Source organism: Streptomyces milbemycinicus (assembly GCF_002154605.1).
In the GTDB taxonomy this organism is placed as follows: Bacteria; Actinomycetota; Actinomycetes; order Streptomycetales; family Streptomycetaceae; genus Streptomyces; species Streptomyces milbemycinicus.
The window spans coordinates 1-5786 of record NZ_MUNE01000154.1 but is presented as its reverse complement, the minus strand read 5'-3'; the positions used below and the strand labels follow the sequence as shown (position 1 = coordinate 5786).

Annotated in this window: 5 protein-coding genes; 4 read left to right on the top strand and 1 reads right to left on the bottom strand. The window is 65.1% G+C overall.

Going from position 1 to position 5786, the window contains the following annotated elements:
• Positions 1-2 precede the first annotated feature (2 nt).
• On the top strand, positions 3-1130 hold the full coding sequence (locus tag CCN51_RS14060) for an integrase core domain-containing protein (RefSeq protein ID WP_245881618.1): 1128 nt from the start codon (positions 3-5) through the stop codon (positions 1128-1130).
• Here the strand turns inward: CCN51_RS14060 and CCN51_RS14055 are convergent.
• On the bottom strand, positions 1060-1461 hold the full coding sequence (locus tag CCN51_RS14055; protein ID WP_245881617.1) for an integrase core domain-containing protein: 402 nt from the start codon (positions 1459-1461) through the stop codon (positions 1060-1062). The two genes, CCN51_RS14060 and CCN51_RS14055, sit on opposite strands and share 71 nt — an antisense overlap.
• On the opposite strand from CCN51_RS14055, the gene CCN51_RS14050 reads away from it, so the two are divergent.
• The 3 genes from CCN51_RS14050 (at position 1385) to CCN51_RS14035 (ending at position 5678) form a co-directional block, all read left to right on the top strand.
• Positions 1385-1939: a hypothetical protein gene (locus tag CCN51_RS14050; protein ID WP_245881616.1), complete on the top strand. Its 555-nt coding sequence runs from the start codon at positions 1385-1387 to the stop codon at positions 1937-1939. The two genes, CCN51_RS14055 and CCN51_RS14050, sit on opposite strands and share 77 nt — an antisense overlap.
• Before the next feature lie 310 nt (positions 1940-2249).
• Positions 2250-2924: a DUF4232 domain-containing protein gene (locus CCN51_RS14045; RefSeq protein ID WP_014174076.1), complete on the top strand. Its 675-nt coding sequence runs from the start codon at positions 2250-2252 to the stop codon at positions 2922-2924.
• Between the two features lie 972 nt (positions 2925-3896).
• Positions 3897-5678, top strand: a complete 1782-nt coding sequence (locus CCN51_RS14035; protein WP_211303224.1) for a reverse transcriptase/maturase family protein — start codon at positions 3897-3899, stop codon at positions 5676-5678.
• Positions 5679-5786: the final 108 nt, after the last annotated feature.

Sequence of the window (5786 nt, the reverse complement as noted above, 5' to 3'; positions counted from 1 at the left end):
TTGTGGGTCTGCGAAGGCTCTACCTGATCTTCTGCCGACTGCTGGGTTGCCTCCTTTTGCTGGGCCGCTCGACCGCCGTGAGCAACGCCGAGATCCTCGTGCTTCGCCATGAGGTCGCCGTCCTGCGTCGGCAGATCGAGCGTCCGCGGCTCTCATGGGCTGATCGTGCCGTGCTCTCCGCTCTTGCGCGGCACCTTCCACCCGTCTTGCGCCGCCACCGGCTGGTCACCCCGGGCACACTGCTGACCTGGCATCGCCGTCTCGTGCGCTGGAAATGGGGCCAAACCCCAACCGGACCCGGCCGACCACCGCTGGCAGAAGAGACGGTCGCGCTCATCCAGCGCCTGGCGCGGGAGAACCCGACCTGGGGATACGTCAGGATCCAAGGCGAACTCCGACGGCTCGGTCATCGGGTCGCCGCCGCCACGATCCGGCGCGTCCTGCGCCGCTCCGGTCTGCCGCCCGCACCTCAGCGCGCCTCCCAGCAGACCTGGCGTACTTTCCTCCGTTCCCAGGCCCACACGCTGCTCGCCTGCGACTTCATGCACGTGGAGACCGTCTTCCTCAGACGTCTCTACGTCTTCTTCGTCATGGAGATCGCCACCCGGCACGTCCATGTCCTGGGCGTCACCGCACGTCCCACGGGCGCATGGGTCACGCAACTCGCCCGCAACCTGCTCATGGACCTCGAGGACAGAGGTGGGTGCTTCCGGTTCCTCATCCGTGACCGGGACAGCAAGTTCACCGCCGCGTTCGATGCCGTCTTCGCCGGCAATGGCACAGCCGTCATCCCGACTCCGCCGCAAAGCCCACGGTCAAACGCGTTCGCCGAACGATGGATACGTACAGCCCGCACCGAATGCACCGACCGCCTCCTCATCACCGGCGAACGACACCTCCGTGCCGTCCTTACCACGTACGCCGAGCACTACAACACCGGACGGGCCCACCGCAGCCTCGGCCTACGCGCCCCGGACGACCACCCGAGCGTCATCCCCCTGCCCGCTGCCGTAGTCCGACGGCGACAGCTACTCGGCGTGAAGGGTGTCAATATGCCAACTAGGCTGCTGAGCTGGGCGTTTCCTGTGGGTGATGAGGCAGCCGGGGTGACGTGGTGTGGTATTCGTTGAGCAGTCCGCCAAGTACCTGTCGGCGCCTGACTGTGGCAGCGGGTAGGGGTATGACGTTCGGGTCGTCGTCGGGTGCTCGTAGGCCGAGGCTGCGGTGGGCCCGTCCCGTGTTGTAGTGCTCGGCGTACATGGTGAGGACGGTGCGCAGGTGTCGTTCGCCGGTGATGAGGAGGCGGTCGGTGCACTCGGCGCGGGCTGTACGTATCCATCGTTCGGCGAACGCGTTGGACCGGGGACTCTGCGGCGGCGTTGGGATGACGGCTGTGCCGTTGCCGGCGAAGACGGTGTCGAATGCGGCGGTGAACTTGCTGTCCCGATCGCGGTGCGGCATCTGGCCCGGCATGGGTTTCGGGATGTTGTTCTTCGGACTGGTCTTCATGGGCGGGTGGGCAGCGGCCGTCGCTGGGCTGGTGTACGCCGTCGTTGTGCTGGTACGCATCTGGCCCCGGGACTGGGTGCGGCGCCACGGACACCCGGCGGTACGGCTGCTGGTGCCGACGCCCGCGTACCTGCGTCTCGACGTGGTGCTCGCCGTGGCGGCCCTCCTGGGCGATCTGTGGCTCGTGTCGGCAGCCATCGTGTTCGGGTCGGACGGCATCTTCACAGAGGACTGGATGGGTTACCCCGGGATGACGGATCCCTCCGGGCAGGGCTATCAGGCCGGAGCGGTGAGCGCACTGCGCACGACGGCGTGGTGGACCTCCGGGATCGCGGCCCTGTGTCGGTGCTGGTCCACAGCCGGCGTGCAGGTGTGTGTCCTGCCGTTGGCTGCGTCGTGGATCGGATCGTTCGACACCTACTACACCTGATGTGTGTGACCGACCACGGCCCTGGCCGCACATACTCCAGCGCAGCGGCCCTGGCCTTGGTTCAGAGAAGTCACGAGACCGAGGCTGACGGCTCCGCTCCATACGGGGCGCATGGCTACCTCCCAGAGCCCCCCTGGGGTCTACCAGCGTAAACGCGCACGCATCGGGGTGCCTCTGATTGGAGTCTTTCTCCTGGTCGCGGTCGTGTTAGCGGGACGTTAGTGGGGCGGCAGTGTTGCGGTAGTGGCCCCGGTCAGAGTTGTTGTCGTACCGAGCAGACGACGACACCGACCTCCCAGGGGGACCCGAAATGCGCTCCAACACCACTGCCCGCATCGCCCGCCGTCGCACCTTCCGCGTTGCCGCCGCGGTCCTGACCGCGGCCGCCGCGCTGACCCTGACGGCCTGCAACGGTGACGCGAAGTCCGCGGGCCAGGCCGACACGGCCCCGGCCGGGTCCAGCAGCTCCTCGGGTTCCTCCGGCGGTGCGCAGGGTTCCGACGCCAAGGGCAAGGGAGGCTCGGAGGCAGGCGGCGGGCAGGACGCCACCGACGGTGCGGCGAAGGGCGGGGGAAAGAGCAAGTTCTGCCGCACGAACGACCTGATCATGGAGGCTGTGGACAGCTCGCCCGACCAGAAGGTGGGCGAGGTCACCGTTCAGATGACCAACAAGGGCGCGAAGACCTGCTCGGCGACGGGCTTCGCGGGCGTCGACTTGAAGGACATCGATGGCACGTCCGCCCCTGTCCAGCGCGGCGGTGAGCAGCCCCGCATCACCGACCTGAAGCCCGGTGACACCGCCACCTTCAGCATCTCGTACGAGGTCGACTTCAGTGGCGACAGCCTCGCGTCCCCGACCAACATCATCGTGACGCCGCCGAACGAGACCCACAGCGTGTCCCTGGAGTGGCCCGCGGAGGCGCTGAAGCTGGCCGGCCCGTACGACGACAAGATCCAGGTCCACCCCGTCGGCATAGCCAACTGAGTACCGCGAAGTCGGCCCTGTGCTTGTGAAGCTCCGGCCGGGGGACATGTCCCCTGGCCGGAGCTTCACAAGCAGTCGGGGGGCGCCTCCGACCAGCCCACTCCTTCAATGTTCGATCAATATTCGAACGGTGGAGGCGAGTGAGGAATGGCGGTCGAAGGCTGGGCCGTGGGTGCGTGGCACGATGCCTGACGGCCAGCAGCTGGATTTGGTCATCACCGGTTGGACACGCACCGCCGACGGCCAGTGGTGGTGCGAGGCGGAAGCCATCCTGCCCACGCGCTGGGAAGACGCCGAGGGTCGCAGCCGCCCCATGGGAGCCCCCACCCCGATCACCCTTCCCGCTGACGACGTCGACCCCATCCCAGACGAGGAGTACGCGCTCGTCCCCCGGGACGGGGCGATCGCGGGACGGCAGTGGGTGCTGGAGAGACTGCAGTGCGCCACGAGGCGCTCTGTTTGTATCCCCGGTTCAACCGGGAGGAACTCGGAAGGAGGTTCCTGGGCCAGATGACTTACCTGGATCCGAAAGGTGAAGGGGACAACAGCATGTCAGAAAACCAAGGACCGGGCCCAGCTGTCAGGGGCGGTGCCTTGGGGGGCCCGCGCGATATGGCGAAGACTGGATTGTTTGAAGCCCAATCTCCAGAAGATGCAATTTCCCATCCGCCGGAAAGCAGACTGAAACCGGCGCCGCATCCTGTATCGACTTGGTGGAGTGGTCGATGCAACTTCCGGGAAGCGGAGCGATGTCCAGCGAGGACATTCAAGGAGATGAGTGGGCCGCCTACGTCGCGCTAGAACGTACAAACAGGGACGAACGTGGGATCGCCTACGGGATGCGAATCCTATGGCGACGGAGGCCCCGTAGTAGTCGCCGGAGTCACGACCGGCCAGGGAGGGCGGGAAAGCCGTCTACAGGGCGAAGGGGGTCAGGTGGTTCGGACACCCGAGACTTGGGAGGTATGCGAAATGCAGAGTGCCGAAACGGTGCTGGGTGTCCTGCGTGAGCGCGGCAGGCGTGGCTTGCCGTGTGACGAACTGTATCGACAGCTGTTCAACCCGCAGTTGTATCTGTTGGCCTACGGGCGCATCTATGCCAACCATGGTGCGATGACGCCTGGGGTCACGTCAGAAACCGTGGACGGCATGTCACAGCGGAAGATCGACCGGATCATCGAGGCGATGCGCCACGAGCGCTACCGCTTCCGTCCGGTCCGGCGTGTCCATATCCCAAAGAAGAATGGGAAGACGCGTCCGCTGGGACTGCCGACCTGGTCGGACAAGCTCGTGGGCGAAGTGGTCCGCCTGTTATTAGAGGCGTACTACGAGCCGACGTTCTCCGACCGCTCACATGGGTTTCGTCCCCGCCGAGGTTGCCATACCGCTTTGCGGGAGGTGGACCAAACCTGGACCGGAACGTCCTGGTTCATCGAAGGGGACATCGCCGACTGCTTCGGCAGCCTGGACCATGAGGTCCTGCTGTCGATCCTCGGCGAGAAAATTCATGACCAGCGGTTCCTGCGGCTGGTGCGAAACATGCTGACAGCCGGATACCTGGAGGACTGGAGGTGGGGTGCCACGCTCTCCGGAGCACCGCAGGGCGGAGTGGCCTCCCCAGTTCTGTCCAACATCTACCTGCACAAGTTGGATGAGTTCGTCGAGACAGTTCTGATTCCGGAATACACCCGAGGAGACCGCCGGGCCCGCAACCCGGCCTACCTGGAGTTGCAGTATCTGCTGGCGAAAGCCCGCCGACGGGGTGACCGGGCTCAGGCCCGTGCGCTGCGTCAGCGGATGGTCAGCCTGCCGAGCGCGGATCCCAACGATCCGGGATATCGCAGGCTGCGCTACATTCGCTATGCGGACGATCACCTCCTCGGTTTCACCGGCGCGAAAGCCGAGGCCGAGCAGATCAAGCAACGCCTGGCCCAGTTCCTACGTGACGAACTCAAGCTGGAACTGTCCCAGGACAAGACGCTGATCACTCATGCCCGTACCCGGGCAGCTAGGTTTCTCGGCTACGAGATCACGACCCAGCACAACGACACGAAGAAGACAGGCCGCTACCGTCGGGCCAACGGTCCGATAGCACTCCGTGTCCCACGGGATGTGATCAAGGCCAAGTGTGCCCCGTACCTTAATCGCGGAAAACCCGCAGCAAAGACGGCCCTAATCAACAGCGACGATCACGCGATCGTGGCGACCTTCGGGACCGTTTATCGGGGCATCGTCCAGTACTACCTGCTTGCCGGAGACGTCTTCCGGCTGCACCGGCTGCAATGGGTCATGGCAACTTCTATGCTCAAGACTCTTGCGGCCAAGCACCGTTCGTCAGTGTCGAAGATGGCTGCCAAACACAAGGCCAGAATCGACTCCCCCAACGGGCCCCGAGTCTGCTTCGAGGCCCGAATCGAGCGGAAGAACAGGAAACCACTGGTGGCACGGTTCGGTGGAATTCCTCTCCAACGGCAGCGGGCGGCAGAGCTTTCCGACCGTGAGCCTGTCCGGGTGGACTATCCGCAGAAGGAACTCATTGCGAGACTCCTAGCGGATACCTGCGAGATCTGCGGAAGCAAGGGCAACGTGCAAGTGCATCACGTCCGCGCTCTCGCCGACCTCGCTCATGCCGGATGGCAGCCTTCCGATTGGGCGCGCGTCATGCTTCGCCGACGACGCAAAACTGTCGTCGCCTGCGATGTCTGCCATGACCGTATCCATTCAGAACGGCCAGCCAAACCACTCACGCAGTGATCACTGGAGAGCCGGATGACCGGGAAACTGTCATGTCCGGTTCGGCGGGAGGCCGCGTGGAAAAGGACTCGCCCTACGGCGAGCACCTCGCCGCGCGGCCGACCCAAC